22 protein-coding genes and 1 pseudogene are annotated in these 25,021 nt (G+C 72.8%); 17 read left to right on the forward strand and 6 right to left on the reverse strand.

Features of this window, described 5'->3' with window-relative positions:
- The first annotated feature begins 27 nt into the window (after positions 1 to 27).
- A complete protein-coding gene (locus ACLQ24_RS05865; protein WP_425889418.1) occupies positions 28 to 1,770 on the forward strand; it encodes an ABC transporter substrate-binding protein in 1,743 nt (580 codons plus the stop codon).
- A gap of 82 nt (positions 1,771 to 1,852) precedes the next feature.
- On the opposite strand, the gene ACLQ24_RS05870 is transcribed toward ACLQ24_RS05865, so the two are convergent.
- On the reverse strand, positions 1,853 to 2,617 hold the full coding sequence (locus ACLQ24_RS05870; RefSeq protein WP_425889420.1) for a DUF427 domain-containing protein: 765 nt from the start codon (positions 2,615 to 2,617) through the stop codon (positions 1,853 to 1,855).
- A 313-nt stretch (positions 2,618 to 2,930) separates the two neighbouring features.
- Here ACLQ24_RS05870 and ACLQ24_RS05875 point away from each other — a divergent pair, with 313 nt between their 5' ends.
- Both ACLQ24_RS05875 and ACLQ24_RS05880 read left to right on the forward strand, forming a co-directional pair.
- Positions 2,931 to 3,224, forward strand: a complete 294-nt coding sequence (locus ACLQ24_RS05875; protein ID WP_425889422.1) for a hypothetical protein — start codon at positions 2,931 to 2,933, stop codon at positions 3,222 to 3,224.
- Positions 3,225 to 3,263: 39 nt separating this feature from the next.
- Positions 3,264 to 3,401, forward strand: a pseudogene (locus ACLQ24_RS05880) (uridylate kinase); the annotation flags it as partial.
- Positions 3,402 to 3,496: 95 nt separating this feature from the next.
- Here the strand turns inward: ACLQ24_RS05880 and ACLQ24_RS05885 are convergent.
- Complete coding sequence (locus ACLQ24_RS05885; RefSeq protein WP_425889423.1) at positions 3,497 to 5,641, reverse strand: prolyl oligopeptidase family serine peptidase; 2,145 nt, start codon at positions 5,639 to 5,641, stop codon at positions 3,497 to 3,499.
- An 87-nt stretch (positions 5,642 to 5,728) separates the two neighbouring features.
- On the opposite strand from ACLQ24_RS05885, the gene mshB reads away from it, so the two are divergent.
- The 3 genes from mshB (at position 5,729) to ACLQ24_RS05900 (ending at position 7,652) form a co-directional block, all read left to right on the forward strand.
- Positions 5,729 to 6,652 (forward strand): N-acetyl-1-D-myo-inositol-2-amino-2-deoxy-alpha-D-glucopyranoside deacetylase, encoded by a 924-nt coding sequence (gene mshB / locus ACLQ24_RS05890; protein ID WP_425889424.1) that lies wholly within the window; start codon positions 5,729 to 5,731, stop codon positions 6,650 to 6,652.
- 17 nt (positions 6,653 to 6,669) lie between these two features.
- Positions 6,670 to 7,107 carry a hypothetical protein gene (locus tag ACLQ24_RS05895; protein WP_425889459.1) on the forward strand — a complete coding sequence of 146 codons (438 nt, stop codon included), beginning with the start codon at positions 6,670 to 6,672 and terminating at the stop codon, positions 7,105 to 7,107.
- Positions 7,108 to 7,187: 80 nt separating this feature from the next.
- Positions 7,188 to 7,652 carry a hypothetical protein gene (locus ACLQ24_RS05900; RefSeq protein ID WP_425889426.1) on the forward strand — a complete coding sequence of 155 codons (465 nt, stop codon included), beginning with the start codon at positions 7,188 to 7,190 and terminating at the stop codon, positions 7,650 to 7,652.
- Positions 7,653 to 7,771: 119 nt separating this feature from the next.
- Here ACLQ24_RS05900 and ACLQ24_RS05905 read toward each other — a convergent pair whose 3' ends face one another.
- On the reverse strand, positions 7,772 to 8,809 hold the full coding sequence (locus ACLQ24_RS05905; RefSeq protein WP_425889428.1) for a GNAT family N-acetyltransferase: 1,038 nt from the start codon (positions 8,807 to 8,809) through the stop codon (positions 7,772 to 7,774).
- A gap of 79 nt (positions 8,810 to 8,888) precedes the next feature.
- On the opposite strand from ACLQ24_RS05905, the gene fdxA reads away from it, so the two are divergent.
- From fdxA to ACLQ24_RS05930, 5 genes are read left to right on the forward strand one after another with little or no spacing between them, the layout of a single operon-like run.
- The gene (fdxA, locus tag ACLQ24_RS05910) at positions 8,889 to 9,215 is read left to right on the forward strand and encodes a ferredoxin (RefSeq protein WP_007464872.1); all 327 of its coding nucleotides are present in this window, start codon (positions 8,889 to 8,891) and stop codon (positions 9,213 to 9,215) included.
- Positions 9,212 to 10,318: a succinyldiaminopimelate transaminase gene (dapC, locus tag ACLQ24_RS05915; RefSeq protein WP_425889461.1), complete on the forward strand. Its 1,107-nt coding sequence runs from the start codon at positions 9,212 to 9,214 to the stop codon at positions 10,316 to 10,318. Before fdxA ends, dapC begins: the two co-directional genes overlap by 4 nt.
- 16 nt (positions 10,319 to 10,334) lie before the next feature.
- A complete protein-coding gene (locus tag ACLQ24_RS05920; protein WP_425889429.1) occupies positions 10,335 to 11,453 on the forward strand; it encodes a prephenate dehydrogenase in 1,119 nt (372 codons plus the stop codon).
- Positions 11,454 to 11,463: 10 nt separating this feature from the next.
- Positions 11,464 to 11,796: an SIMPL domain-containing protein gene (locus tag ACLQ24_RS05925; RefSeq protein WP_425889431.1), complete on the forward strand. Its 333-nt coding sequence runs from the start codon at positions 11,464 to 11,466 to the stop codon at positions 11,794 to 11,796.
- The gene (locus ACLQ24_RS05930) at positions 11,796 to 12,443 is read left to right on the forward strand and encodes a nucleoside/nucleotide kinase family protein (RefSeq protein WP_425889433.1); all 648 of its coding nucleotides are present in this window, start codon (positions 11,796 to 11,798) and stop codon (positions 12,441 to 12,443) included. Before ACLQ24_RS05925 ends, ACLQ24_RS05930 begins: the two co-directional genes overlap by 1 nt.
- A 40-nt stretch (positions 12,444 to 12,483) precedes the next feature.
- On the opposite strand, the gene ACLQ24_RS05935 is transcribed toward ACLQ24_RS05930, so the two are convergent.
- Together ACLQ24_RS05935 and dapD are read right to left on the reverse strand one after the other, a co-directional pair.
- Positions 12,484 to 13,026, reverse strand: a complete 543-nt coding sequence (locus tag ACLQ24_RS05935; RefSeq protein WP_425889463.1) for a sugar O-acetyltransferase — start codon at positions 13,024 to 13,026, stop codon at positions 12,484 to 12,486.
- A 301-nt stretch (positions 13,027 to 13,327) separates the two neighbouring features.
- Positions 13,328 to 14,287, reverse strand: a complete 960-nt coding sequence (dapD, locus tag ACLQ24_RS05940) for a 2,3,4,5-tetrahydropyridine-2,6-dicarboxylate N-succinyltransferase (protein ID WP_425889434.1) — start codon at positions 14,285 to 14,287, stop codon at positions 13,328 to 13,330.
- Positions 14,288 to 14,365: 78 nt separating this feature from the next.
- Here dapD and dapE point away from each other — a divergent pair, with 78 nt between their 5' ends.
- Positions 14,366 to 15,439 (forward strand): succinyl-diaminopimelate desuccinylase, encoded by a 1,074-nt coding sequence (gene dapE / locus ACLQ24_RS05945; protein ID WP_425889436.1) that lies wholly within the window; start codon positions 14,366 to 14,368, stop codon positions 15,437 to 15,439.
- A 35-nt stretch (positions 15,440 to 15,474) separates the two neighbouring features.
- Here the strand turns inward: dapE and ACLQ24_RS05950 are convergent, their stop codons facing one another.
- Positions 15,475 to 15,645 (reverse strand): hypothetical protein, encoded by a 171-nt coding sequence (locus ACLQ24_RS05950; protein WP_425889438.1) that lies wholly within the window; start codon positions 15,643 to 15,645, stop codon positions 15,475 to 15,477.
- 154 nt (positions 15,646 to 15,799) lie between these two features.
- Between ACLQ24_RS05950 and ACLQ24_RS05955 the strand changes: the two genes are divergently transcribed.
- The 5 genes from ACLQ24_RS05955 (at position 15,800) to cspE (ending at position 24,882) form a co-directional block, all read left to right on the forward strand.
- The gene (locus ACLQ24_RS05955; protein ID WP_425889439.1) at positions 15,800 to 16,663 is read left to right on the forward strand and encodes a TIGR00730 family Rossman fold protein; all 864 of its coding nucleotides are present in this window, start codon (positions 15,800 to 15,802) and stop codon (positions 16,661 to 16,663) included.
- Positions 16,663 to 17,208 carry a TIGR00730 family Rossman fold protein gene (locus tag ACLQ24_RS05960; protein ID WP_425889441.1) on the forward strand — a complete coding sequence of 182 codons (546 nt, stop codon included), beginning with the start codon at positions 16,663 to 16,665 and terminating at the stop codon, positions 17,206 to 17,208. The genes ACLQ24_RS05955 and ACLQ24_RS05960 overlap by 1 nt, the downstream gene beginning before the upstream one ends.
- A 111-nt stretch (positions 17,209 to 17,319) precedes the next feature.
- Entirely contained in the window at positions 17,320 to 21,048 is a 3,729-nt protein-coding gene (locus ACLQ24_RS05965) for an ATP-dependent helicase (RefSeq protein ID WP_425889442.1), read from the forward strand.
- Positions 21,045 to 24,452: an ATP-dependent helicase gene (locus tag ACLQ24_RS05970; protein ID WP_425889444.1), complete on the forward strand. Its 3,408-nt coding sequence runs from the start codon at positions 21,045 to 21,047 to the stop codon at positions 24,450 to 24,452. The genes ACLQ24_RS05965 and ACLQ24_RS05970 overlap by 4 nt, the downstream gene beginning before the upstream one ends.
- Positions 24,453 to 24,678: 226 nt before the next feature.
- A complete protein-coding gene (gene cspE / locus ACLQ24_RS05975; RefSeq protein ID WP_101369720.1) occupies positions 24,679 to 24,882 on the forward strand; it encodes a transcription antiterminator/RNA stability regulator CspE in 204 nt (67 codons plus the stop codon).
- Positions 24,883 to 25,021: the final 139 nt, after the last annotated feature.

Consider the following 25,021-nt stretch of genomic DNA (forward strand, 5'->3'; position numbering starts at 1 on the left):
ACGGCACCTGGGTGAAGGAGGTACTTCATGCGACCACGCGTGGCGGTTGCCGCAGGCGGCGCGATCGCTCTGGTTGTGGCATTGGGTGCGTGCTCGAAGAACACGGGCGAGGGCAGCACGGTGGACAACAACCGGCAGCAGACCGGGGTCATCGCGACCGACCCCAAGGACTCGCAGGGGCCGGCGGCCGAGGTGAGCGGCGCCGCGAAGGGCGGCACCTTCACCATCATCCGGGAGTCGCCGATCTCCCACCTCGACCCGCAGCGGACGTACTCGTTCGCCGGGCTCATGACCAACCCGCTCTTCGCGCGCTACCTGACCACCTGGAAGGACGACGGCAAGGGTGGCCTGGTCCTCGTCGGTGACCTCGCCGAGACGCCGGGCAAGAACGTCAACAACGACTGCAAGGTCTGGGAATTCACGATCAAGGACGGGGTGAAGTTCGAGGACGGTCGGGCGATCACCTCCAAGGAGATCGCGTACGGCATCGCCCGCTCCTTCGACCCCGACCTCTCCGGCGGCCCGACCTACCTCCAGGAGTGGCTGGCCGACACCGCCCAGTTCGACACCAAGTGGGACTTCAAGAAGAACAAGACGTCCCTGCCGCCCGGCCTGACCACACCGGACGCGAAGACGCTGCGGTTCGAGTTCGCCAAGCCCCGCTGTGACCTGCCGTTCGCGGTCTCGCTGCCGACCACCGCGCCGCTGCCGCCGGACAAGGACACCGGCATCAACCTGGACAAGCAGCCGTTCTCGTCCGGCCCCTACAAGGTCGCCAAGAACCAGGTCGGCGTGCAGATCACGCTCGACCGCAACCCCAACTGGGACCCGAACACCGACCCGGTCCGGCACCAGTACCCGGACCAGTTCGTCTGGTCCTTCGGCCCGACCGCGGACGCCGCCAACAACCGGGTGATCGCCGACAACGGCGCCGACCAGAGCGCGCTCGCCTTCAACGCCGTACCCGCCTCGCTGGTCGCCAAGGTCGCCGGAGACGCCGCGCTGAAGTCGCGCAGCATCCTGTCGCCGACGCCGAGCGCCAACCAGCTCGTCATCAACAACCAGCGGGTCAAGGACCTCAAGGTTCGCCAGGCGCTCAACTACGCCATCGACCGGGAGGGCATGGTCAAGGCGCTCGGCGGCCAGAACGTCGCCGCACCCCTGACCACGCTGATGCCGCCGGCCACGATCGGCTACAAGGCGTACGAGGCGTACCCGGCGGGCCCCAACGGTGACGTCGCCAAGGCCAAGGAACTGCTCGGCGGGCAGACGCCGGAGCTGGTCCTCGGTGTCGCCGACAACTCGACCGAGCAGCAGCAGGGCGCCCAGCTCAAGGCCAACCTGGAGCGCGCCGGATTCAAGATCACGCTGCGGAGCATCTCCGACGACGCGAAGCTCGACGAGATCAAGAAGAAGGACAACCCCTGGGACCTGTACATCGGTAACTGGGCGGCGGACTGGCCGAGCGGCGCGGCGATCCTGCCGGTGCTCTACGACGGTCGCACCATCAAGGCCGAGGGCAACAGCAACCAGGCCTACTTCAACGATCCGACGATCAACGCCGAGATGGACCGCATTCTGGCGCTCGCCCCGGCCGACCAGGGCCCGGAGTGGGCCAAGCTGGACGAGCGGATCATGAAGGAGTACGCGCCGGTGGTGCCGCTCTACGTCGACGTGGCCTACCACGTGCACGGCTCCAAGGCCGGCGGGGTCTTCGTCTCCAGCGTCTTCGGCTATCCGTCGTTCGTCAACGCGTACGTCAAGCCGTAAGTCACACTGCGGAAAGGCAAGGGTCCCCGCCCAACAACGCCGTCGGGCGGGGACCCTTGCGGTGCCAGGGCGTGCGGTTGGTTCAGTGAAAGGGCGTTGTCGGCCGGCTCAGTCGCTCGCCGTCGACGACGAGATCGACTTTCTCGTTGTAGAAGGCGATCAGGCCGGCGATCGGCAGGAGTGCGGCGGTCGGGAAGTCGTATGACCAGGCCAGGTCCGGGTGGGTTTGGTCATCGAGACGGACGGACCAGTAGTCGCTGGTCTGGCCCTTGTACGGGCAGGCGGTCCTCGTCGCCGACGCCACGAGGTGCCTGAAGTTCACGTCGGTCCGGTTGAGGTAGTAGCGGGGCGGTAGACCGGTTTCGAAGACCAGCACGGGCGATGTCGACTCGGCCAGGACGACCCCTTCCAGTTCCACCCTGACGCTGCGGGTGGAACGCAGCGCGTCCACCCGCGCAAACGGGTTGCGGGGGTGCACGAAGACCTCTTCGTCCTCCTCGAACCAAGCATCCATGGCTGCCCAGTCGAACCGGATCGTGTTCGCCAACCCGGCCAGCGCGTCGTCTCCGTACAACCGCCCGCACGAAGGACGGATCGTCTCGCCAACCTGCAGCCCGTGCAGCCGCGCGGTCCCGCGCCGGGACACCTCGGTGCGCTGGCCCTCGATCAACAGGTTGCGATTCAGGTCATCGACGGGGATGTAGTACTGCGGGAAGAACGGCCATTCCCACACGTACAACGCCCGCGTGGTTTCCAGTACCTGCTCGCCGCCGAGGAAGGCTCGGATCCGGCGAGGCACCGGCTCAATGTGGTCGACCGGGACGATCATCTTCGGATAGTCCGACACGTTGTCCTCCCGTGATGTGACGGCCGGCTCGGGCAGGCGCCGGTTCAACGATCAGGGTGGCCCCCGCGTTGTCACATGCGTTTGTTGCAGAGACCGTAACCGATGTCGCCTTTCGTGACGAGTTCTTCGCGGCACGCGCATGGCTCCAAGGCCGGCGGGATCTTCGTCTCCAGCGTCTTCGGCTACCCGTCGTTCGTCAACGCGTACGTGAAGCCGTAGTGCCGGCAGGCTGGGGCCCTCGTTCGACAGTGTCGTCGGGAGGGGCCCTTGCCGTTCCGCCGGCAGGTGGTCCTTGCCGCGCGATGATGGCCATGTGAAGCCCATCTACCCCGATGACGGCGATGTCGATCGGAACGCCGTACCCGGTCTGCGCCCCGTACCCACGGACGACGCGACGTCGGTCACGGTTGACGTCGACGGAGAGACGTTCGCCCTCCGTCCGAACGAGTGCGACGGCACCGACTACACGTGGCTCAGCGGGCCGAGGCCCGGCTACGGATTCGGTGTCGGTCCGACTCGGGGCCTGTCGCTCGACGAGCACAGGAAGAACATCCGCGACTTCCTGGCCATGGTCGATCCCACCACCGGGCGCATCGAGGACGACTGACGTGAGGCTGCGGCGGCAGATCCGAGATTGCGAGTTGCGGTGAGTGAGGTATGGCCGGGGTCGCGCCGTGCGGAGTTGCTCGGCCATCTCGCCGCAGCGGTGGGGTCCATCGATGTCGCACACCCGGTGCGGGTTGCCGTCGACGGGCCACCAGCCACCGGCAAGACCACCCTCGCCTGGACATCCCGATGCCAGGCGAACTCGACGGCTCCGAACCTGTCGACGACCCACCGGCCGGTTACGTGACCTGGAACGAGTGGCATGCCGACCGCTCACTGCAGGTGCGTACGCAGGAACTCCAGTTCCAGTGGGAGAAGCCGCTCGGCGGTGCCGTTCGCGGCCATGTGCGTGGTGCCGGTCAGCGGCAGCACGGCGTGCGGCCGGCCGGACGACAACAGCGCCGCCGACAGCCGCAACGTGTGCGCGGCCACCACGTTGTCGTCGGCCAACCCGTGTACCAGCAGCAGCGGGCGGGCCTGGTCCGGGCCGGTGACCCGCTCGGCCGCCAGCTCGATGAGGGAGTGGTGCGCGTACACGTCCATGCCGTCCTCCGGCAGGCCGAGATACCGCTCGGTGTACGCGGTGTCGTACATCGTCCAGTCGGTCACCGGGGCGCCCGCGATGCCGCACTTGAACAGCTCCGGGTGGCGCAGCACCGCCAACCCGGCCAGCCACCCGCCGAACGACCAGCCGCGTACGGCCACCCGACCCAGGTCCAGGTCGGGATGCTTGCCGGCGAGGGCGGTCAACGCGTCGATCTGGTCGGTCAGGATGACATCGGCCAGTCGCCGGTGGATCGCCTTCTCGAACGAGGGGGCTACTCCCGGCGTACCCCGGTTATCGATCGTGACCACCGCGAACCCGGCATCGGCCCACCACTGCCGCTCCAACCACGCGGCCCGCGCCGCCACCACCTCCTGGTGGCCCGGGCCCCCGTAGATGTCCAGCAGCACCGGCAGCCGCCGGCCCGTCACGTGGTTGTCCGGGTAGAGCACCGCCGCGGGCAGCCGCCGGTCGGTCACCCGTTCCAGCAGCGGCAGCGGCGAGTACGGCGGCTCGGCGGCCAGCGACCGCAGCTCGGCAAGCTCCTGGCCGCCGCGCGACACCGTCCACCGCACCCCGGCGTGGTCCAGCGATGCCGTGCCGACCACCAGCACGTCCCCGCCGACGGCCGCCGTATGCCAGCCCGAGTCGGTGGTGAGCCGCCGGGCGTCCACCCCACCGCCGATCGTCGTACGGACCCGGAACAGGTGCCGCTCGCTGGGCTCCCCGTCACTCGCCTCCACCAGCAGGTCGGCGGGACCGCTGACGGCCGGCAGCCGACCCACCACCCGCCGCACGTACAGCGAGGGTGGGGTGAGCAGCGTGCCGTCGGCGAACAGGCAGCGCGCGTCGTACCCGTCGTGGGCCAGCTCGCCGCCGACCAGCACCCGGCCGTCGGGCAGGTGCGCGGGGGTGCCGGCGATCGGCTCCACCCAGCGCGGATCGGCCAGCTCGGCGTGGACCTGGGTCTCACCGGTGCGCGGGTCCACCGCGAGCACCAGCCCGTGCTGCTGCGAGCGGCGCAGCACGGTGATCAGCGGGCTGCCCTCCGCCCAGTTCACCCCGGTCAGGTACGGGTAGGTCTCGCGGTCCCAGTGCACGTCGACCCAGCCGTCGTCGAGGTCGAGAAGGTGCAGGCTGACCTCGGCGTTCGGGCCGCCGGCCCGGGGGTACGCGACGGCCGTCGGCGGGTGGCCCGGCTCGGCCGGGTCGTGCAGGTGCCACCGGTCCAGCCGGGACTCGTCCACCCGGGCGGCGAGCACCATGCGTCCGTCCGGCGCCCACCAGTAACCCCGGTACCGCCCGAACTCCTCCGCCGCGATGTGCTCGGCCAACCCCCAGCTCACGCCCGCGTCCTCGCCGGCCAGCAGGGTGTCGGTGCCGTCGGCGTCGATCACCCGCAGCTCACCCCGGCGTACGCCCTCGGCCGCGTCGGTCACGTAGGCCAGGCGCTCGCCGGTCGGATCGGGCCGAGGGTCCAGCACCGGACCGACGGCGGCCACCTCCACCACGTCGCCGTGCACCAGGTCGGCCCGGAACAGCCGGCCGGCCAGCGCGAACACGGCCACCCGGCCGGCGGCGTCCAGCGCGTACGAGCCGATGCCGGCGGTGCTGAGCCGGAGCCGTTCCCGCAGCGCCCGCTCACCGGGGGAGAGCGCCCGGAGGTCCCCGTCGGCGCCCAGCAGGGTCGCCGGATCGGCCACCAGGTGTTCCTCGCCGGTCGCCACGTTCAGCAGCCAGAGCGCGTCCGCCGGATCCTCCGGGCCGGCGGAGCGCAGGAAGATCACCCGGGAGCCGTCCGCGGCCACGGAGACAGCCCGTGGCGCGCCGTGGCTGAACCGGCGGGTACGGGCGGCCAGCTCCGGAAAGTCCACAGGCCAAATCGTAGAGCCGCGCCGGGCGTGATGTGGCCGACCTGGGCGGACGCGTCGAACGGTCCCGGAGGAGAACCGCCGGTTAGAGTGACCGTCGTGACGACGCTGCCCGACCGCCGCCTGCTGCTGGTCCACGCGCACCCCGACGACGAGTCGATCGGCACCGGCTCGACCATGGCCCACTACGCCGCCGCCGGCGCACACGTCACGCTGGTGACCTGCACGCTCGGCGAGGAGGGCGAGATCCACGTACCGGCGCTCGCGCACCTCGCCGCCGCCGAGGCCGACCAGCTCGGCGGGTACCGGATCGCGGAGCTGGCCGCCGCCTGCGCGGCGCTCGGCGTTGCCGACCACCGCTTCCTCGGCGGCGCCGGTCGCTACCGGGACTCGGGGATGATGGGCCTCGCGACGAACGAGCACCCCCGGGCCTTCTGGCAGGCCGACCTCGACGGGGCCGCCGGGCACCTGGTGGAGATCATGCGAGAGGTACGTCCGCAGGTGCTGATCACGTACGACCCGAACGGCTTCTACGGCCACCCCGACCACATCCAGGCGCACCGGGTGGCGATGCGTGCCGTCGAGTTGGCAGCGGCCGAGGGCTGCGCCCCGGCCAAGGTCTACTGGACGGCCATGCCGCTCAGCGTGCTGGAGGCCGGCATGGCGCACTTCGCCGAATCTTCGGACAACCCGTTCGCCGGTATCCAGGACCTGGCCGAGCTGCCCTTCGGCACCCCGGACGAGCAGATCGCCGCCCGGATCGACGGTACCGACCAGCACGCGGCAAAGGAGGCGGCGATGCGGGCGCACGCCACCCAGATCCCGGCCACCTCGTGGCTCTACTCCATCGCCGGCAACTTCGGCGGCGAGTTCATGGGGGTGGAGTTCTTCACCCTGGCCGTGGGCGCGAAGGGTCCGGGTGTCGGCCCGTACGGCTGGGAGGACGACCTCTTCGCCGGGCTGCCTCAGGAGGCCGACGCGGACCGCTCCCCGGTCGCGGCCGGTCTCCGGTGACGCTCCCCGCCGTGCCGATGTCGCTCCTGACCGACCAGGACGCCCCGCCCCCGGCGGGGCCACCGCCGCGACTGCTGGACCTGGGCCTGCGGGCGGCCGGCGCGATCGTCGTGGTGGTGGCCGGCGTCGTGACGGGGGTGTTGGAGCTGCTGCTCGCCACCCTCCGGGTCGGCGGGCAGCTCATCGGGTTCTCGGTGCTACTCGCCGTCGGTGCCAACATCGCGCTGAGCTGGTTCGCGCACGAGGTCGTGGGCCGTCGCTGGGCGGTGGCGCTGCCGGCGGTGCCGTGGTTCGCCCTGATGGCGGTGGCCGCCATCCGCACCACCGAGGGCGACCTGCTGCTGGCCGGCGACAACTGGGTCGGCCTGGCGATGATCGTGGCCGGCGCGATGACGTTCGCCGTGATGGGTTTCCGGCAGATCCTCGCCCCGCCGCCCACGCTCGGCAGCTGGTGACGCCACACAGGTACGGGTGGTAGATATTCCTGCCAGGGAAGCGGCCCCGCGAGGAGGGGCGGACGGCAGGAGGTCGTGCGATGGACAGACGGTGGCGTGATGTCGGAGTGCTCGCGGGAGCGTTGTTCGCGGTCAACGTGGTCGCCCGGCTGATCACCCGATTCGGCTTCGACAGCGACGACGCTGCCGCAGACCGGGTGTCACTGGCGATGTTCGTGGTGATCGGGTTGACCCTGGCTGTGGTGGCATTCCGCTGGGGCAGCCGGCGACCGTTGGCCGACTGGGCGGCCGACATGGTCCTCGTGGTGGGGGCCGCCATGGCATTGACCGTGCTGGTCGGGCCGCTGCTGGTCGGCCGCAACCCGTTCGGCGGCGGTGCGGGTACGTTCTTCGCCCAGATCTGGCTCTACCTGCTCGCCACCGGCGCGGGGGTGCTGATCGGATACCTGGTGCTCACCGCGTTCGGCCGCGACTACCGCTCTCGGCAGCTCAAGCGCTACGCCGAGGTCAAGGCCGCCAAGCCCCGCCGGGTAGTCCGCCGCTGACGTCGCGCGCCAGCCAGAACCTCGCGTCGATCTTGCACTTCCGGTTGTCGGCATGAGCGGAATGCCCACTTATGCCGCCACCCAAACTGCAAGATCGACGAGCGGGGGCGGTGCGGGGGTCAGCCTGGGGCGACCCGGGTCAGGTAGGTGTGGTGGGTGACGAAGCCGAGCGTCCGGTAGAGCGCGACGGCCGCCGTGTTGTGCTGCTCCACCTGCAGAAACGCGTGCGTGGCACCGACCGACACACCCCACGCGGCCAGCGCACCGATCACTCGGCGCGCCAGTCCCTGCCGGCGGACGGTCGGCAGCACCTCGATCAGGCTCAGGCCCAACCAACGGCCCTCGCCGGTCACCGTGCCGCGGCCGATCGCCACCAGCGTGCCGTCGACGTACACGTGGGCGAAGCGGACCTGGCCCACGGCGGTGAGCACGTGCCGGGCGGCGTCCGGTAGGCCGCCCTTGCGACCGGCGGCGACCGCGAGCCACTCCGCGCTCGGCGCGGTCACCACCTCGACGACCGCAGCGGCCGCCCCGCCGACCTCAGGGGCTTCTCCACCGCCCCCAACTGCCGGCCGACCGCCTGGCGCGCCCACGCCAGCGCCCGACGTGGCCGCGACGGTGGGGGCGGGTGGCAGGGGGAGCGGCGCGGTCTGGACGAGTGTCGGCGGGCGGGTGCCCCAGCTGCGGTCGTCCAGCTCAGCGCCGACCGGCGCGGCGAGTGGCAGCGGTGTGTTGATTATCGCGGGTTGACCCCGTTCGGCGTACCAGCGCTCGACCGCGTCCACCGCCGCCGGCAGCGGTCGGTCCGGGTCGCCGATCGGCAGCGCCGAGTTGGCCCGGCCGGTCCAACCCTCGGCCGAGCGCAGCAGCCAGTCGCCGAGCCGGCCGCGTGTCGGGGCCGGCCACGCCTCGTCGGCGGCCCGCTCGAGCGCCACCACGGCGGCGGCGGTCGGCCTGCGGGTCGGCGGCACCCGCTTGGCCCGGTGCACCTGCGCCACCGGGACGCGCAGCGGGCCCTGCGCCGTGGCGAGGGTGAGATGGGTCTCGCTCAACTCCACCAGTTCGCCGAGAGCGTCGGAGAACAGTGGGCGGCCTTCGCGAATCCCCACAATCCGGCGGACCACGATCCGATGTCCCACATCCTGCTGTCGGAGCACGATCGACCCCCTCCCCGGCGAGATACTAGGCTCTTACCGTCGCGGGAGATCGCGGCGCGTCTTGCGGAGGAGAAGACCGGTGACCTACATCATCGCCGAGCCGTGCGTGGATGTGCTCGACAAGGCATGCATCGAGGAATGCCCGGTCGACTGCATTTACGAGGGTAACCGGATGCTCTACATCCACCCCGACGAGTGCGTCGACTGTGGTGCCTGTGAGCCCGTCTGCCCGGTGGAGGCGATCTTCTACGAGGACGACGTCCCGGAGCAGTGGAAGGACTACACCGGCGCCAACTACGAGTTCTTCGAGGACCTGGGCTCGCCCGGGGGTGCCTCGAAGATCGGCAAGGTGGAGAAGGACGCCACCTTCGTCGCCGCGCAGCCGCCGCGCGGCGAAGGCCACTGAACCGGCCCGCGCCGGTCTCGGCACGGCTGCCCGAGTTCACCTGGGACACTCTGGACGCTGCGGCCACCCTGGCCGCGGCGCATCCGGAGGGCCTGATCAACCTCTCCATGGGCACACCGGTCGACCCGGTCCCGGCGGTGATCCGGCAGGCGTTGGCGGACGCGTCCAACGCTCCGGGCTATCCGCTGACCGCCGGCACCCCGGCGCTGCGCGACGCTGTCGCCGCGTGGGTCGCCCGGGCCTGTGGCGCAGGTGTCGACGGTCTGGGCGTGCTGCCGACCATCGGCTCCAAGGAGCTGGTCGCCTGGCTGCCCACCCTGCTCGGTATCGGGCCCGGCGACGTGGTGGTCGTGCCGTCGGTCGCGTACCCGACGTACGAGGACGGTGCCCGGCTGGCCGGCGCAACAGTGGTACGCGCCGACTCGCTCACCGCGGTCGGGCCGACCTCGCGCGTCCGGCTGGTCTGGGTCAACTCGCCGGGTAACCCGACCGGGCGGGTGCTGCCCGCAGCGCACCTGCGCAAGGTCGTCGACTGGGCCCGGGAGCGTGGCGCGGTGGTCGCCAGCGACGAGTGCTACCTGCCGCTCGGCTGGTCGGCCGAGCCGGTGTCGGTGCTGTCCCCGCAGGTCTGCGGTGGCGACTACACCGGGGTGCTCGCCGTGCACTCGCTCTCCAAGCGGTCCAACCTCGCCGGTTACCGGGCCGGGTTCGTGGCCGGCGATCCGGCCCTCGTCGCCGAACTGCTGAAGGTCCGCAAGCACGCCGGCATGATCGTGCCCGCGCCGGTGCAGGCCGCGATGGTGGCGGCCCTGCGGGACGAGCGGCACGCCGCCGAGCAGCGGGAGCGCTACCGTGCCCGGCGTGCGGTGCTGAGCGCGGCGTTCACCGAGGCCGGTTTCACGATCGAGCACTCGGAGGCGGGCCTCTACCTCTGGCTCACCCGCGACGAGGACTGCTGGGAGACGGTCGACTGGCTGGCCCGGCGCGGCATCCTGGTCGCGGCCGGCGTCTTCTACGGTCCCTCCGCCCAGCGGTACGTCCGGGTGGCGTTGACCGAGTCCGACGAGCACGTCGCCGCGGTCGCCGGCCGGCTGCGGGCCTGATCCGGGACGCCCGGCGATGACCGACGGCACGCCCGTCCCGACGCCGGATGCCCGGGCCGTCACGTCGCCCGGCAACCCAGGCCGGGCACGCCCGGAGGCGGGCGACCCCCGCCCGGAGGCGGGCGGGCCGTACACCCGGGTGCGGGTGGCGGTGGTCGGCACCGGTCTGATCGGCGGTTCGGTGCTGTTGCGGCTGCGCGACGCGGGCCTCGACGTGACCGGCTGGGATCCCGATCCGATCACCCGGGAGCGCACGCGATCACGAGGTGTGTCGGCCCCCGACACCGTCGAGGAGGCCGTCACCGGTCGGGACCTGGTCTTCCTCTGCGGCCCGCTGCCCACCCTCGCCCGGACGCTGGCACAGGTCGCCGAGCTGACCGCGCCGGGCTGTGTGCTGACCGACGTGGGCAGCACCAAGGCCGAGGTGGCCGAGGCCGCCGACCGGCTCGGGCTCACCGACCGCTTCGTACCCGGGCATCCGATGGCGGGCGCGGAGTCCGCCGGCCTGCCGGCGGCCTCCCCGTCGCTGCTCGCCGGCTCCGCCTGGGTGCTGTGCCCGTCGCCGGGGGCGGCGACGCTGGCCTTCCGCTGGTTGACCGGGCTCCTGGTGGAGCTGTTCGGCGCCCGGGTGGTGCCGATGTCCCCGCCGGCGCACGACTCGGTGGCCGCGCTCGCGTCGCACGTCCCGCACCTGCTGGCCGGCGCGCTCGCCGGGGCGACGCAACGGTCGCCGCTGCGCGACGCGGTGTTGGCGCTGGCAGCGGGCAGCTTCTCCGACGGCACCCGGGTCGCCGGCACACCGGCCGAGCGGACGGCCAACATGCTGCTCGGCAACCGCGAGCGGGTGTTGGACGAGTTGGCCGAGGTACGCGTACTCCTGGACGAGCTGGCGGACGCGCTGCGGGCCGGCGACGCGACGGGGTTGACCACCCGGTACGCGCAGGCCGGCGCGGCCCGGTCGGCGTTGCGGGGCCGCCGGTTCGCCCCGGCGGACCGGGAGTTCCCGGCCGGCGGCGACCACGCCGTCGAGGTGGCCTGGCTGCGCGAGCTGGGTGATGCCGGCGGCCATCTGACGGGCTGCCGGGTCGGTCCGGAGGTCGTCTCCTACCCGGCGCTGCTGCCGCTGGCTGACTAGGCTGGCAGGCATGGCGACGGACGGCCCGGTGGTGCAGGTGCGCGGCGAGGTGACCCGGGAGGTGCCGCCCGAGCTGGCCCGGTTCGCGGTCACCGTGACGGCCCGCGGTCGGGATCGGGAGGCGACGCTCACCCAGTTGGCCGAGGGGGCGGCTGTCGTGCGGGTGCTGCTGGACGGCTCCGAGCCGGCGGTGGCCCGGCGGGAGACCGGCGACCTGTGGGTCCGGCCGCAGACCAAGCGCTCGGGCGAACGGGTGGTGGGCTGGTTCGGGGACCCGCAGCCACAGCCCGTGCAGGCGGCGGTGCAGGCACGGTTCACGATCAGCGATCCGGTGCTCGGCTGATGCCGTCGGCCCGGGTGTTGGCCGTCGACGAACTGGTGGCGCGGGCGCGGTCACTGGCCGACGCCGGCCCGCGGCAACTGCTCGGCATCACCGGGGCGCCCGGTGCCGGGAAGTCCACCCTGGCCGAGCGGATCGTCGCCGAGGTGGGGGCGAGCGCGCGGCTGGTGCCCATGGACGGCTTCCACCTGGCTCAGGCCCAGTTGGTCCGGCTGGGCCGCGCCGACCGCAAGGGTGCGATCGACACCTTCGACGCCAACGGGTACGTCTCGCTGCTGCGACGGTTGCGCCGGCTGGAGCCGACCTCGGTGTACGCGCCGGAGTTCCGCCGGGACCTGGAGGAGCCGGTGGCCGGGGCGATCGAGGTGCAGCCGTCGGTCCGCCTCGTGGTGACCGAGGGCAACTATCTGCTGGTGCCGGACTTTCCGTGGCAGGAGGTCCGGGCGTTGCTGCACGAGGCATGGTTCCTCGACCTGGACGCCGAGCTGCGCCAGCGCCGGTTGACCGCCCGGCACGAGGCGTACGGGCGGTCGCCGGAGGAGGCCCGCGCCTGGGCCCTGGGCAGCGACGAGGCCAACGCTGCTCTGATCACCCCGACCGCCGAGCACGCCGACCTGGTGGTCCGCCTGCCGGAGGCGCCGGAGGCGTGACCGCGCCGGCCCGGTGATCCACGCCGTCGTCATCCCCTGCTCAGGACTCGTCGAGGTCGCGGACCGGTCGGGCCGGGTTGCCGACGGCGACGACGTTCGCGGGTAGGTCCCGGGTGACCACCGCGCCCGCGCCGACCACGGTGTTCGCGCCGATCGTCACTCCGGCCAGGACGATCGCGCCGCCGCCGAGCCAGGCGTTGTCGCCGATGGTGATCGGCTTGGCGGCCTCCCACTTGTCGCGGCGCGGGCCGGGCTGCACCGGGTGGGTCGGGGTGAGCAGTTGCACGTTCGGTCCCACCTGGACGTCCGCCCCGAGGGTGATCGGGGCGACGTCGAGGAACACCGCGTGGTAGTTGACGAAGCTGCGCGGCCCGATCCGGATGTTCCAGCCGTAGTCGCAGTGGAACGGCGGACGTATCCAGGTGTCGTCGCCCAGGTCTCCGAGCAGGTCGCGGAGGGCCGCGAGGCGGGCCGCCGGGTCGGCCGCGGGGCTGGTGTTGAAGCGTTCCATCAACCGGGCGGCCCGGTCCAGGTCGACGATGAGTTCGGGGTCGTCGGCGAGGTAGGGCTCGCCCGCCAACATCCGGTCCTTCATCGAGGTCACCCCGTCGATGATGCCGGTTGGCTGGTGAGCAGGTTGGTCGGTCCGTCATATTCTCGTACGACGGCGGTCGCGCCTGGCAACCCGCCCGCGTCCGGCACGGCGGGCACGGGTGGACGGCCACCGGCCGGCACCCGGCCGGCCCGGCTATGCGTCCCTGCGGGCCACCGCCCGTGACGCCGCCGGCAACACGGTGACCGAACGGATCATCCAGGCGTACCGGTTGCGCTGAGGCGTACCCCCGGCGGGTCCGCGGCCGAGCGCCGCGGACCCGGCGGGGACGTCAGTCGTTGGCGTGCAGGGCGGCGTTCAGTTCGATGCCACGGCCGGTGCGTGGGCGGGCCTCCAGCGCGCCCGTCACCGAGTTGCGCCAGAACAGCAGGCCGTCGACGCCGGACAGTTCCCGGGCCTTGACCACCCGACCGTCCGGCAGCGTGACCTTGGAGGCGGCGGTGATATAGCAGCCGGCCTCGACCACACAGTCGTCGCCGAGGGAGATGCCCACGCCGGCGTTCGCGCCGACCAGGCTCCGCTCACCGATGCTGACCTTCTCGGTGCCGCCGCCGGAGAGGGTGCCCATGATCGAGGCGCCGCCGCCGATGTCGGAGCCATCGCCGACCAGCACGCCCTGCACGATCCGCCCCTCGACCATCGAGGTGCCCGCGGTGCCGGCGTTGAAGTTGACGAAGCCCTCGTGCATCACGGTGGTGCCGGCGGCCAGGTGCGCGCCGAGGCGGACCCGGTCGGCGTCGGCGATCCGCACGCCGGAGGGCACCACGTAGTCGGTCATCCGGGGGAACTTGTCCACCCCGTACACCGACAGGTGGCGACCCGCCGCCCGCTCGATCACCCGCAGCTCGTCCACCCGCTCCGGCGGGCACGGCCCGGCGGACGTCCAAGCCACGTTCGCCAGCTTCCCGAAGATGCCGTCGAGGTTGAGCTGGTTGGGCCGCACCAGGCGGTGGGAGAGCAGGTGCAGCCGGAGGTACGCGTCGGAGGCGTCCTTGATCTCCTCGTCCAGCGAGCCGATCACGGTGACCACCTGCACGGTACGCAGACCGGGCAGCGGCCGGTCGCCCAGCGCGCCGGGCGGCAGGTCCAGCACGTCCGACTTGTCCTCACCGGCGACCAACGGCAGTTCACCCAGGCCCAGCTTGCCGGTCGGGTACCAGGTGTCGAGCACCTGGCCCTCGGCGGTGACGGTGGCCAGGCCGATACCCCAGGCGGAATCTGCGGACGTCACTGTTGCACCTCTCGGTCGCGGCCACGCCGGCCTCGGCTCGCTCCTCGCGCTGACAGACCTGAAGGTACCGTGCGAACCATGGAGAACCCGCTGACCCCCGAGGTCCTCGCCGATCCGGTACAGCTGACCCGCGTGCTGGTCGACATAGAGTCCGTGTCCCTCAACGAGAAGGCGATCGCCGACTGCGTTGAGGAGGTGCTGCGGGGCGTACCGCACCTGTCCACGCACCGGCACGGCAACACCGTGATGGCCCGTACCGACCTGGGCCGGTCGCAGCGCGTCGTGCTGGCCGGTCACCTCGACACGGTGCCGCTGAACAACAACTTCCCGTCGACCATGCGCGGCGACCTGATGTACGGCTGCGGTACCTCCGACATGAAGTCCGGCGTCGCGTACGCGCTGCACCTGGCCGTGACGCTGCCCGACCCGCGCTACGACGTGACGTACTTCTTCTACGAGGCCGAGGAGATCGAGTCGCGGTACAACGGGCTCAACCTGGTCGCCCAGGCGTTCCCGGAGTGGCTGGAGGCGGACTTCGCGGTGCTGCTGGAGCCGACGTACGGCATCGTCGAGGCGGGCTGCCAGGGCACCATGCGGTCCATCGTGACGACGACGGGTGAGCGGGCCCACGCGGCGCGCTCCTGGCACGGGGTGAACGCCATCCACGGCGCCGGGGAGGTGCTGCGCCGCCTCCAGACGTACGAGGCACGCCGGGTCACCATCGAGGGGTGCGACTACCGCGAGGGCATGAACGCGGTACGGATCAACGGTGGGGTGGCCGGCAACGTCATCCCGGACCTGTGCGAGGTCGAGGTCAACTACCGGTTCGCCCCCGACCGGACCCCGGCCGAGGCGGAGGCGCACCTGCGTGAGGTGTTCGCCGGTTTCGAGGTGCGCATCACCGACGCGATCGCGGGCGCCCCGCCCGGGCTCGCCGCCGCCCCGGCGAAGGAGTTCCTGGCGGCGGTCGGTGCCGCCCCGATCGGCAAGCTGGGCTGGACGGACGTGGCCCGGTTCGCGGCGATGGGCATCCCCGCGCTGAACTTCGGCCCGGGCGACCCCAACCTGGCCCACCATCGGGACGAGCACGTCGAGATCAGCAAGATCCGCGACGGGGCGGCGACCCTGCACCGCTGGCTCGCACCGGCCTGACCCGTCCCTTGTTGCCGGTGATCAAGAGGTTCGCGTCAGCCTGGCCCGTTGTCGGCGGCGCGAACCTCTTGATTGGTTCCGGAAGTGGCGGCGGCGGGCGAGAAGGCGGGATCGAGGGCGCGGGTGCGGCGGCGCTCGGCCACCACGTCTCGGATTCGTCGCTGCATCTGTCGACGGATCCGGATCATCTCGTTGTTGCTGATCACGCTGTCTCCTCCCCCGAAGGCGCGCGCCGGGGCATACCCGGTATGTGACTAGTAAGACGTGCGGGGCAGCCAAATAGTTGCCCTTGATCGCGAACTATTTCTCCGGCTCCCGGCCCCGGACCCCGAGGGTGTGCGGCTCCACTACGGTTGCTGCATGAGCCAGAACAACGGGCGGGAGGCCGGCCGCGCTCCCGGACAGGAGCGGCATCGGGGCGCCGTCACGCTGCGCCGGGGCGCGATCCCGAGCAGCACCGCCGATCAGCGGCTGCTGGACTCGCGCGGGCGCGGCGACTGGAAGACCCGGGACGCGTGGCGCGCGCTGCGTATCCTCTCCGAGTTCGTCGAGGGTTTCGACACCCTCGCCGACCTGCCGCCGGCCGTGAGCGTCTTCGGCTCGGCGCGCAGCGGTCCGGACACCGCCGAGTGCCGGCTGGCCGAGGAGTTGGGCGGCGCGCTGGCCCGCGCCGGTTACGCGGTGATCACCGGCGGTGGACCGGGCGTGATGGAGGCCGCCAACCGGGGTGCCACCGAGGCCGGCGGGCTCTCCGTCGGGCTCGGCATCGAGCTGCCGTTCGAGCAGGGCATCAACGACTGGGTCGACCTGGCCATCGACTTCCGCTACTTCTTCGCCCGCAAGACCATGTTCGTCAAGTACGCCCAGGCGTTCGTGGTGCTGCCCGGCGGATTCGGCACGATGGACGAGCTGTTCGAGGCGCTGACGCTGGTGCAGACCGGCAAGGTCACCCGGTTCCCGGTCGTGCTGATGGGGGTGGCGTACTGGCAGGGGCTGCTCGACTGGCTGCGCGACACGATGGCCGCCAGCGGCAAGATCGGCCCGGTGGACCTGGACCTGATCTGCCTCACCGACGACGTCAACGCGGCCGTCCGCCACATCGTCGAGGCCGAGGCGGCGCTCTCGGCCGAGCAGGACGCGGTCCGCGACGAGGCCGTCGCGCGTACCGGCGCGGACCAGCAGGCCGCCGCCGAGCAGACCGCCGACCGGCCCCGGGAGGACTGATGGCGGCCGTCTGCGTCTTCTGCGCCTCGTCGCGCACCCTCGACCAACGCTGGCTCGACCTCGCCACCGAGACCGGCGCGGAGCTGGCCCGGCGCGGCCACACACTGGTCAGCGGCGGTGGCTGCGTCGGCATGATGGGCGCGGTGGCCGACGGCGCCCGGGCCGCCGGTGGGCGCACCGTGGGCGTCATCCCGCAGGCGCTCGTCGACCTGGAGGTCGCCGACCTGGCCTCGGACGAGCTGCTGGTGACGGACTCGATGGCCAGCCGCAAGACCCTCATGATCGATAGGTCGGACGCGTTCCTGGCCCTGCCGGGTGGCCTGGGCACGCTGGACGAGCTGTTCGAGGTCTGGACCACCGCCACCCTCGCCCTGCACACCAAACCGATGGTGCTGATCGACGCCGACGGCTTCTACCGGCCCCTGCTGGACTGGCTGCACACCATCACCGACCAGCACTTCCTCAAACCCGCCGGCCTCGACCTGCTGACCGTGGTCGCCACGGTCCCCGAGGCGCTGAAGGCGCTGGAGTCCCACCTACCCTGACTCGGTTGAAGGTGGCGGCAGGGCCGTCGGCGTGTCGTGCCGCCACCTTCACGTCCGACGCGACGAGGTGAGGTGGGGTCGGGTGTCGTAGGGGGGTGATGGGATTTGGTGATGCAGGCGTACCGGTTGGTGCGGCGGCCCGAGGGGCCGACGCGGGAGGACGGTGACGCGAGCGGTGCCGCCGCGCCGGGTGCCGACGGTGTCGTGGCCGAGGCGACCGGGTCGGGGAGCCTGCGCTCGCGCGTCGATCCCGTCCAGGCCGAGATCGTCGGGCACACCGACGGGCCGATGCTGGTCGTCGGCGGTCCCGGCACCGGCAAGACCAGCACCCTCGTCGAGGCGGTCGCCGCCCGGGTCGCCGAGGGGGTCGACCCCGAACGAATCCTGGTGCTGACCTTCGGCCGTCGGGGCGCCACCGCGCTGCGCCAGCGCATCGAGGCCCGGATCGCGCAGGACGGTTACCGGGTGCTGCGGGAGCCGCTGGTGCGCACCTTCCCGGCGTACGCCTTCGGGCTGCTGCGCCGCGCCGCCGCCGAGCGCGGCGAGCCGTCACCCCGCCTGCTCACCGGCCCCGAGCAGGATCTGATCATCCGCGAGCTGCTCGACGTGGTGGGCGAGGAGCCCGAGGACGACCCGGTCGGCTGGCCCACCGACCTGCGCCCGGCCCTGCGGACCCGGGCGTTCGCCGGTCAGTTGCGTGACCTGCTCATGCGCGCCGCCGAACGCGGTGTGGGCCCGGTGGAGCTGGCCCGGCTGGGCGAGAAGCTCGGCCGTGCCGACTGGCCGGCCGCCGCCCGCTTCCTGCGGGAGTACGTCGCGGTGCTCGCGCTGCGTGACGTCAGTAACCGCGGCTCGATCGCGTACGACCCCGCCGAGCTGGTCCGGGCCGCCACCGGCCTGCTCCGCGACGACGAGGAGCTGCTGGCCGCCGAGCGCCGCCGCCTCGCCCACGTGTACGTCGACGAGCTGGCCGACACCGATCCCGCCCAACTCGAACTGCTCTCCGTCATCGCCGGCGGGGGCAAGCCGCTCGTCGCGTTCGCCGACCCCGACTCCTCCACGTACGCCTTCCGGGGCGCCGACCCGGCCGGAGTGTCCACCTTCCGGCACCGTTTCCGGACGGCCTCCGGAGCGCCGGCCGCGCAGGTGCTGTTGACCACGTCGTACCGGTCCGGTCCGGTCCTGCTCGCCGCGATGGCCCGGCTGGGCCGCCGGCTGCGCGGTCCGATGGCGCACCGCGGGCTGCGCCCGCTGCCGGACGCGCCGGCCGGCGCGGTCGAGGTGCACACGTTCCGGTCGGCGACCAGCGAGGCCGCCTGGCTGGCCCACATGCTGCGCTCGGCCCACCTGCTCGACGGTGTGCCGTGGTCGCGGATGGCGGTGCTGGTGCGATCCACCACCCTCCAGCTGCCCACCCTGCAACGTGCGCTGCACGCCGCCGGCGTCCCGACCGTGGTACACGGCGAGGACCTGCCGCTGCACCTGCAACCCGCGGTCGCGCCACTGCTGCTCCTGCTGCGGTGCGCCCTCGAACCGGACCGGCTGGACGAGGAGGCCGCGGTCGCGCTGCTGCACTCGCCACTGGGCGGGGCGGACCCGCTGGCCGAACGGCGGCTGCGGCAGGGCTTGCGCGCCCTGGCGCTGGCCGGGGGTGACCGCCGCCCGTCCGGGGAGCTGATCGTCGAGGCGTTGCGCGACCCGACGGAGCTGGCTGGCATCGACCGACGGTGGGCGGAGCCGGCGCAGGCGGTGGCCGGGCTGCTCGCCACCGCCAGGGACGCCGCCACCCAACCCGGCGCCACCGCCGAGACCGTCCTCTGGGAGGTCTGGGACACCAGCGGGCTGGCCGAGCGTTGGGCCGGCGCGATAGCCCAGGGGCGGCCGGCGGCCGGCGAGGGCGACCTGGCCCGGCGTCGGCGGGCCGAGGCGGCCGACCGGGACCTGGACGCCGTGTTGGTGCTCTTCGACGCGGCGGCCCGCTTCACCGACCGGCTGCCCGGCGCCCGCACCGAAGTCTTCCTCGACCACGTGCTCGCCCAGGACCTGCCGGCGGACACCATCGCGTCGACCGCCGACCGGGGCGCGGCGGTACGACTGCTCACCGCGCACGCCGCGAAGGGCCTGGAATGGGACCTGGTCGCGATCGCCGGGGTGCAGGAGGGCATCTGGCCGGACCTACGCCTGCGCGGCAGCCTGCTCGGCTCGGAACGGTTGGTCGACGTGCTGGCCGGCCGGTCCGTCGGGGGCGCCCGCGCGGCCAACGTGGTGGGCCAGACCTCGGCGCTGCTCGACGAGGAGCGCCGGCTGTTCCACGTCGCCATCAGCCGAGCCCGGCACCGCCTGCTGGTCAGCGCGGTGGCGTCGGCGGCGGTCGGTGGCGACGACCACGAGGAGCAACCCAGCCGCTTCCTGCACGAGCTGGGCCCCATCGCGCCGCCGAGCCCGCCTGGCCCGCCTGGCCCGCCTGGCCCGCCTGGCCCGCCTGGCCTACCGAACCCGCCTGGCCCGCCGGCCACGCCCGGCCCGCGTACCGGCCCTCCCGGTGGCGGGCCCGCCGACGCGGCCAGCGACGCCTCCTCTGCCAACAGCGCAGCCCGCGACGACGCGCCCGGCAACGGCGCGGCAGCCAACCACGCCACCGCCACCAGCGGGGTCGCCACCAGCGCGGTCGGCAACGGCGCGGCAGCCGACCACGCCACCGCCACCAGCGCGGTCGGCAACGGCGCGATCGACGACGGCGGGGTTGCTCGGGTGACGCCGCCGATGGCCGACGGCAGCGATGCTGTGACGGAAGACGACGACGGGTCGGAGCAGCCCGGCGCACTGCCGGTCACCCGGCCACCACGGGCGCTCACCCTGCCGGCGCTGGTGGCCGAGCTGCGTACCGCCATCATCGACCCGGCCGCGCCGGCGGTCCGGCGGCGCGCCGCGGCCGCCGAGCTGGCGCGGCTCGCCGCCGCCGGCGTGCCCGGCGCGCATCCCGACGACTGGTGGGGGCTGCGCGCGCTCTCCGACGACCGGCCACTGGTGGACGACGGGGAGCCGGTGCGGGTCACACCGTCGGCGATGGAGAGCGCGTTGCGGTGCAGCCTGCGCTGGCTACTGGAACGGCACGGAGGCAGCGGCCCGACCAGTACCGCGCAGGGCGTGGGCAACCTGGTGCACGCGGCTGCGATGCTCGCCGAGGATGCCAGCGCCGACCGGGGGGCTCTGCTCGACTACGTGGCCGCCCGGTTCGACGCGATCGAGCTGGCCGCCCGGTGGATGGCCGGCCCCGAGCGGGAGCGCGCCGAGGCGATGGTCGACAAGCTGCTGCGCTGGCTGGCCACCAACCCGCGCCGGCTGCTCGCCATCGAGCACGAGTTCGCGGTCCGGCTGGACGATCCGCAGCGTCCGATCGACCTGGCCGGACGGGTCGACCGGCTGGAGGTCGACGAGGCCGGCCGACTGGTGGTGATCGACCTCAAGACCGGCAAGTCGACTGCGGTCACCGGCACCGAGCTGGCCGAACACCCGCAGCTCGGCGCGTACCAGGCGGCGGTGGAGGCGGGGGCGTTCGCCGAGTTCGGGGACGAGTCCGGTGGTGCGGCGCTGGTGCAGCTCGGCACCACCGCGAAGGACGCCCGGGAGCAGAACCAGCCCGCGGCGGGCGAGGGCCCGGCGGCCGGCTGGGCGACGGCGCTGGTTCGGCGGACCGCCGATACGATGGCAGCCGCCACGTTCGCCGCGGTGGCCAACTCGAAGTGCCGGGTCTGCCCGGTGCGGACCAGCTGTCCGGTCTCCGGGCAGGGACGCCAGGTGGTCGAGCCGCCGACCGTCCGTCCTTCGGAGAATCCGTGACCCAGCCCACCCTGTTCGGTGCGGGTCCCGCGCCGACGCCCCGGCTCGCGGACTCCGGCCCCCGGTACACGCCGGTGGAGCTGGCCAAGCTGCTGCGGTTGCCGGCACCCACCCGGGAACAGGCCGCGATCATCGCCGCCCCGGTGGAACCGCTGCTGGTGGTCGCGGGCGCCGGGTCCGGCAAGACCGAGACGATGGCCGCCCGGGTGGTCTGGCTGGTGGCCAACTCGTACGTGCGGCCGGAGCAGATCCTCGGCCTCACCTTCACCCGCAAGGCGGCCGGTGAGCTGGCACACCGGGTCCGCGCCCGGCTCGACCAGCTGATCCGCCGCCTCGGCCGACAGGGCCGCGATCCGCTCGACGACCCGCTCGCCGGTGAGCCCACCGTCTCCACCTACCACTCGTACGCCGGACGGATCGTCACCGAGCACGGTCTGCGCGCCGGCTACGAGCCCTCCACCCGGCTGCTGACCGAGGCGTCCCGCTGGCAGTTGGTCGACCTGCTGGTGCGCAACTACGACGGCGACATGTCCGAGGTGGACCGGATGCCGAGCACCATCACCGACGCGGTGCTGGCGCTCGCCGGGGAGTTGGACGAGCACCTGGTCGCCCCGGACGAGCTGGCAGCCTGGACCGGCCGGTTCTTCGCCGAGGTGCAGTCGCGTCCCGGCCGGGTCTACGCCGACGTGCGCAAGGCGCTCACCCTGCAACAGACCCGGCTGCGTCTGCTGCCGCTGGTGCGGGCGTACGCCCGACGCAAGCTGGACTTCGAGGCGATGGACTTCGCCGACCAGCTCGCCCGTGCGGCCCGGGTGGCCCGGGATCACCCGGCGGTCGGCGAGATCGAGCGGGACCGCTTCCGGGTGGTGCTGCTCGACGAGTACCAGGACACCAGCCACGCCCAGGTGGTGCTGCTCAACGCGCTGTTCGGTGGCGGGCACCCGGTGACCGCCGTGGGTGACCCGTGCCAGTCCATCTACGGCTGGCGGGGGGCCAGTGCCGGTACCCTGGACCGGTTCCCCACCGAGTTCGCCAGGACCGACGGCGAACCCGCGCGGGCGCTCGGGCTGACCACGAGTTGGCGTAACCGGCCGGAGATCCTGCGGGTGGCGAACGCGCTGTCCACGCCGCTGCGCGCGGCCGGCGCGCGGGTGCCGGAGCTGCGGTCCGCGCTGACCGTCCGGGACCCGATTCCGCACCGCAGTCCCGGCGGGACGGCCGGTGGCACGGTGCACTGCGCGCTGCTGCCCACGTACGCCGACGAGGCTGGGTGGATCGCCGACAGCGTGCTCGCCGCCTGGCGCGGCGCGGCCCGGATGCCCGGCGCGGCACCGGAGCACATCCCGGTGGCGCAGCGCCCGACGACGGCCGTGCTGGTCCGCGTCCGCAGCCAGATCCCGGCGATCGAGTCGGCGCTGCGCGAGCGTGGCCTACCGGTGGAGGTGGTCGGGCTGGGTGGCCTGCTCGACACCCCCGAGGTCCGCGACGTCGTGTGCACTTTGCGGGTGCTGGCCGACCCGACGGACGGTGCCGCGCTGCTGCGGTTGCTCACCGGCGCCCGGTGGCGGATCGGGCCGCGTGATCTGGTGGCGTTGCACCGGCGGGCGCGGGGCATCGCGAACGCCCGCCGGCAGGTGGCGGCCGACGACACCGCGGACATCAGCCCCGACCTGCTGGACGAGGCGACCCTGGTGGAGGCCTTGGCCGATCTCGGCCCGGCGCAGGCGTACTCGGCGGAGGGGTTCGCACGGCTGCGGGCGTATGGCATGGAGCTGGCGCTGCTGCGCTACCGGTTGGACCAGCCGCTGCCGGATCTGATCGCGGACATCGAGCGGACCATCGGCCTGGACGTGGAGGTCGCCGTGCGCGCCGGACGTGACGGCGCGGGCGACGCCGGCCTGGCGCGGGGTCACCTGGACGCCCTGGCCGACGTGGCGGCCCGCTTCAGCGGGGAGACGCCCGGCGCGACGCTGTCCGGCTTCCTGTCCTACCTGGCCGCGGCCGAGGACGAGGAGCGCGGTCTCGCTCCGGGCGAGGTCGAGGTCGTGGAGGGCGCGGTGCAGGTGGTCACCGCGCACGCCGCCAAGGGCCTGGAGTGGGACGTGGTGGCGGTGGCCGGTCTGTGCCGCGGCTCGTGGCCCGGGCCGGTGCGCAACTCCGACCACTGGCTGGGCGGTCTGGGCGTACTGCCGTTCCCGCTGCGCGGCGACGCCGACGGGTTGCCCGAGCTGGCGCTCGACGAGGCCGCCGACCAGCGTGCCGTGGCCCGGGCGGTGGCCGACTTCACCGACGCCTGGCGGGCCCACGACGAGCGGGAGGAGCGCCGGCTGACGTACGTCGCGGTCACCCGGCCACGCCGGCTGCTGCTCTGCTCCGGGTACTGGTGGGGGGAGGGCACGAAGCGACCGCGAGGTCCGTCGGTCTTCCTGCGCGAGGTGTACGACGCCTGTCTGGACGGCGGCCCCGGGCACCTGGTCGACGCGTGGGCGCCGGAGCCCACCCCGGACGCCACGAACCCGACGGCCGAGGTGGTGCTCCGCGCGGAGTGGCCGGCCGACCCGCTGGGTGGCCGCCGGCCGGCGCTGGCCGAGGCCGCCGGGCTGGTCCGCCGGCTGATGACCGACGGTCCGGCCTCGGCGCTACCCGGGCCGGTCGGGCCGGTGCCGTCGACCGGCTCGAACGCCGAGCCGGTCGAGGAGCCCGATCCGGAGGTGGACCGCTGGCGGCGTGAGGCGGACCTGCTGCTGGCCGAGCGGGCCGAGCTGACCCGGCTCTCCGGCGCGGTCGAGGTGGTCCTGCCCGGGCAGCTGAGCGTCACCCAGTTGGTGGCGTTGCGGCGTGACCCGGCGGCGCTGGCCCGTACGCTGCGCCGCCCGGTGCCCACCGAGCCCAACCCGTACGCCCGCCGGGGCACCGCCTTCCACGCCTGGCTGGAGCAGCGTTTCGGCGCCGACCGGTTGCTGGACCTGGACGAGCTGCCGGGCGCGGCGGACGCGGACGCCGCGCCGGACGAGGCGCTGGTCGAGCTTCAGGGGCGCTTCCTGGCCAGCGAGTGGGCCAACCGGGTGCCGGTCGAGGTGGAGGTGCCGTTCGCCACGGTGATCGCGGGTGTGGTGGTCCGGGGGCGGATGGACGCGGTCTTCGCCCGCCCGGGCGACCGGTTCGACGTGGTCGACTGGAAGACCGGCGCGCGTCCCACCGGACCGGCTGCGGATGTGGCGGCGGTGCAGTTGGCCGTGTACCGGCTGGCCTGGGCCGAGCTGGCCGGCGTCCCGGTCGAGCGGGTGGGCGCGGCGTTCCACTACGTGCGGGACGGGGTCACGGTCCGTCCGACCGACCTGCTGGACGTGACCGGGCTCACGGCCATGATCGCCCACTTGCCCGTGGATTCCGCCCAAGTTTGACCACCACCGGGAAATCCGTGGTACGTTGACCGGGTTGCAGTTTTGGTTACCAGAGACTCTGTGTGCGCCTGGCGGGATTGTGGCCCCAGGCGCTCTTTGTTGTGTCCGGAGCTCTCCGGGCGGGGCGACCAGAAGCGACAGGCGATTCGCGCATCCCCGCGCGGAGCGCTCCTCTTCGGGCACGCAACAAGTGCGCGTCCGACGTTCCGTCAAGGAGACGAAACACATGGCTATTGGCACCGTGAAGTGGTTCAACGCTGACAAGGGCTTCGGCTTCATCACCCCGGACGGCGGCGGCGCTGACGTCTTCGCCCACTTCTCGGCGATCCAGTCCTCCGGCTACCGGAGCCTGGACGAGAACCAGCGGGTCGAGTTCGAGGTGACCCAGGGCCAGAAGGGCCCGCAGGCGGAGAACATCCGCCCGATCTGATCTTCGGATCGGTCAGCATTACCTGTCGCGCCCTCCGGGTGTGACGGTGACGGGACCGGCCCGCCTCGCCGCCGCCTGCCTCCGCAGGTGGCGGCCCGGCGGCGGGCCGGCCCGTACTCCAATCGGTTCGTGCTTGTGA

Origin of the sequence: Micromonospora sp. DT4, assembly GCF_049841675.1 — a bacterium.
Classification (GTDB): Bacteria; Actinomycetota; Actinomycetes; order Mycobacteriales; family Micromonosporaceae; genus Micromonospora.

Excerpts from the sequence above, each read along its gene's own strand:
- ACLQ24_RS05865 (WP_425889418.1), top strand. The coding sequence starts at position 28 with ATGCGACCACGCGTGGCGGTTGCCGCAGGCGGCGCGATCGCTCTGGTT.
- ACLQ24_RS05895 (WP_425889459.1), top strand. The coding sequence starts at position 6,670 with ATGTCGCTCCTGACCGACCAGGACGCCCCGCCCCCGGCGGGGCCACCG.
- ACLQ24_RS05900 (WP_425889426.1), top strand. The coding sequence starts at position 7,188 with ATGGACAGACGGTGGCGTGATGTCGGAGTGCTCGCGGGAGCGTTGTTC.
- ACLQ24_RS05920 (WP_425889429.1), top strand. The coding sequence starts at position 10,335 with ATGACCGACGGCACGCCCGTCCCGACGCCGGATGCCCGGGCCGTCACG.
- ACLQ24_RS05925 (WP_425889431.1), top strand. The coding sequence starts at position 11,464 with ATGGCGACGGACGGCCCGGTGGTGCAGGTGCGCGGCGAGGTGACCCGG.
- ACLQ24_RS05930 (WP_425889433.1), top strand. The coding sequence starts at position 11,796 with ATGCCGTCGGCCCGGGTGTTGGCCGTCGACGAACTGGTGGCGCGGGCG.
- ACLQ24_RS05935 (WP_425889463.1), bottom strand. The coding sequence starts at position 13,026 with ATGTTGGCGGGCGAGCCCTACCTCGCCGACGACCCCGAACTCATCGTC.
- dapE (WP_425889436.1), top strand. The coding sequence starts at position 14,366 with ATGGAGAACCCGCTGACCCCCGAGGTCCTCGCCGATCCGGTACAGCTG.
- ACLQ24_RS05955 (WP_425889439.1), top strand. The coding sequence starts at position 15,800 with ATGAGCCAGAACAACGGGCGGGAGGCCGGCCGCGCTCCCGGACAGGAG.
- ACLQ24_RS05960 (WP_425889441.1), top strand. The coding sequence starts at position 16,663 with ATGGCGGCCGTCTGCGTCTTCTGCGCCTCGTCGCGCACCCTCGACCAA.
- ACLQ24_RS05965 (WP_425889442.1), top strand. The coding sequence starts at position 17,320 with ATGCAGGCGTACCGGTTGGTGCGGCGGCCCGAGGGGCCGACGCGGGAG.
- cspE (WP_101369720.1), top strand. The coding sequence starts at position 24,679 with ATGGCTATTGGCACCGTGAAGTGGTTCAACGCTGACAAGGGCTTCGGC.